This window comes from Microbacterium sp. BF1, from assembly GCF_019279095.1.
Taxonomy (GTDB): domain Bacteria; phylum Actinomycetota; class Actinomycetes; order Actinomycetales; family Microbacteriaceae; genus Microbacterium; species Microbacterium maritypicum.
Window position 1 is genome coordinate 1 of sequence record NZ_JAGYWT010000320.1, and the last position, 2,849, is coordinate 2,849.

Consider the following 2,849-nt stretch of genomic DNA (forward strand, 5'->3'; position numbering starts at 1 on the left):
ACCTCGGCCGCCTTCGCCTCGCTCATCAGCGCCGTCATGCTCCCTCGCGTCGATCTGCTGCAGACGTTCCAGTCCTGGCAGATCGGCGGCGTCGGCGGGGAGGAGTGGCCGCGCATCGCCCTCACGGCACCCGTCCTCGCCGTCGGCGCCCTCATCTGCTTCCTCTGCTCCCGGGGGATGAACTCCCTCGCGCTCGGCGACGAGATGGCCAAGGGGCTCGGCGAGAACGTCTTCCGCACGCGCCTGATCTCGGCGCTGGGTGCGGTGATCCTCGCGGGAGCCGCCACCGCGATCGCGGGGCCCATCGGCTTCGTCGGATTGATCATCCCGCACGTGTGCCGCATGCTCGTGGGCACCGATCACCGTTGGCTGCTCCCGTTCTCGGCCATCGCCGGTGCCGCGCTGCTGACCGCGAGTGACATCGTGGGTCGCGTGATCGCCCCGTCGTCGGAGGAGATCCAGGTCGGGATCATCACCGCCATCATCGGAGCGCCGTTCTTCATCTGGATCGTCCGTCGGCAGAAGGTGCGTGAGCTGTGAGGTCGACCGAACACGCCGTGCACACCCTCGACCGGGTGGACGAGCCGGCATCTGCCCGGATCGCCAGGATCGTCGCGGGCCGTCGCTCGCGTCACCGTCGGCACGCGGTCGCCACGATCGTCCTCGGCGTCCTGGTGCTCGCCCTCTTCGCGGTCGCTCTCATGGTGGGAAACACGTTCTACACGCCCGACGAGGTGATCCGCGTGATCCTCGGTGAGACCGTGCCCGGTGCTTCGTTCACCGTCGGCGACCTGCGGCTGCCGCGAGCGGTGCTCGCCGTCCTCACCGGGATCGCCTTCGGCATGGCGGGTGTCTGCTTCCAGACGATGCTGCGCAATCCGCTCGCGTCTCCCGACATCATCGGCATCTCGAACGGTGCCGGTGCCGCGGCCGTGTTCGGCATCATCGTGCTCTCGGTCAACGGTCCTGTCGTGTCGCTGCTCGCCCTGGGCGGCGCCGTCGCCACGGCCCTGGTGATCTATCTGCTCTCGATCAAGGGCGGCTTCGCCGGCACCCGACTCATCCTGATCGGGATCGGGGTCGCGGCGATGCTGCAGAGCATCATCTCGTACATGCTGTCGAGGGCGGCGAACTGGGACATCCAGACCGCGATGCAGTGGTTGACCGGAAGCCTCAACAACGCATCGTGGGAGCGCGTGCTCCCGATGGCGATCGCCGCGGTGGTCATCGTGCCGCTGATGCTGTCGCAGGGGCGTTCGCTCGGAGCCCTCCAGCTCGGAGACGACTCGGCGGCGGGCCTCGGCATCCGGGTCAACGCCACGCGCCTGCTGCTCATCCTCGGTGCGGTCGCGCTCCTCGCTTTCGCGACCGCGGCCACCGGTCCCATCGCCTTCGTCGCGTTCATGGCCGGACCCATCGCGGCGCGCATCACGGGTCCGGGGGCGAATCTGCTCCTGCCGTCGGCCTTCGTCGGCGCCGCGCTCGTGCTCGGCGGCGACCTGATCGGACAGTTCGCCTTCGGCACCCGCTACCCCGTCGGCGTCATCACCGGCGTGGTCGGCGCGCCCTACCTGATCTACCTGCTCATCCGCACCAACCGTTCCGGGGGTTCGCTATGACCGTCTCGCACAGCCTGTCAGCCGAGGGGGTGACGCTCGCCTACGGCGACCGCACCATCATCGACGGCCTCGACCTGCAGATCGCGCCCGGTCGCATCACCACCATCGTGGGCGCGAACGGATGCGGCAAGTCGACGCTGCTGCGCGCGCTCGCCCGCCTGCTGTCTCCGAGCGAAGGCCAGATCGTGCTCGACGGCACCTCGGTGCACACCCGCCCCACCAAGGAGGTCGCGCGCATCCTCGGTCTGCTGCCGCAGTCGCCCGTCGCGCCGGAGGGCATCGCCGTCGCCGACCTCGTCGGTCGCGGAAGGCACCCGCATCAGAAGATGCTCGCGCGGTGGAGCACCCACGACTACGAGGTGGTGGCGGATGCCCTCGACGCGACCGGCATCTCCGACCTCGCCGACCGCAGCATCGATGAGCTCTCTGGCGGTCAGCGCCAGCGCGTGTGGATCGCGATGGCGCTCGCGCAGGAGACCGACATCCTGCTGCTGGACGAGCCGACGACGTTCCTCGACGTCGCCCACCAGGTCGAGGTGCTCGATCTGCTCACCGATCTGAGCGTCTCGCGTGGCACGACCATCGTGATGGTCCTCCACGACCTCAACCTCGCCGCCCGCTATGCGGACGAGCTGGTGGCCATGAAGGACGGTCGGGTGCACGCGGCGGGGGCCCCGAAGGACATCGTCACCGCCGAACTCGTCGAAGAGGTCTTCGGCCTCGCCAATCAGATCACCATCGATCCGGTCTCCGGCAAGCCGATGGTCACACCCATCGGGAGGCACCATGTCCGCTGAGACGACCACGACCGACCGTCCGACCTACATCCTCACCCGCGCCGAGGTGCGGGCCGTCGTGCGCGTCTCGCCCTCGTTCGTGCGGGTGACCTTCGGCGGCGACGAGCTGAGCGAGTTCGGCACGCCGGGTGAGGTGTTCGACAGTCGCATCAAGCTGGTCTTCCCGCCCGCGACCGGTGTTCTTCCCGACCTCGACCGGGCATCGGACAACTGGTGGCAGGCCTTCCTCGCGGTGCCGGAGGAGGAGCGCGGATCGATGCGCACCTACTCCGTGCGCGAGCTGCGCGTCGACGACGAGACCGGGACCGAGGTCGACGTCGATTTCGTGCTGCACCTCGAGCCGGGCCTGACCGGACCCGCGTCGCTGTGGGCGAGACAGGCCGCGGTCGGGCAGGAGCTGTACCTGGTCGGACCGCGTCGCGGCGTCGATGTC

At 69.1% G+C, this 2,849-nt stretch carries 4 protein-coding genes; all 4 read left to right on the top strand.

Annotation, left to right across the window (positions count from 1 at the left end; genetic code table 11):
* Positions 1–540: iron ABC transporter permease (locus KZA10_RS11300; RefSeq protein WP_218682934.1), on the top strand; the 540-nt coding region annotated here is incomplete at its 5' end.
* Positions 537–1,619, top strand: coding sequence for an iron chelate uptake ABC transporter family permease subunit (locus KZA10_RS11305; protein WP_151486766.1), 1,083 nt, complete (start codon positions 537–539; stop codon positions 1,617–1,619). The genes KZA10_RS11300 and KZA10_RS11305, both read left to right, overlap by 4 nt.
* Complete coding sequence (locus KZA10_RS11310) at positions 1,616–2,416, top strand: ABC transporter ATP-binding protein (protein WP_218682935.1); 801 nt, start codon at positions 1,616–1,618, stop codon at positions 2,414–2,416. The genes KZA10_RS11305 and KZA10_RS11310 overlap by 4 nt, the downstream gene beginning before the upstream one ends.
* A partial coding sequence (locus KZA10_RS11315) for a siderophore-interacting protein (RefSeq protein WP_218682936.1) occupies positions 2,406–2,849 on the top strand: 444 nt, incomplete at its 3' end. The genes KZA10_RS11310 and KZA10_RS11315, both read left to right, overlap by 11 nt.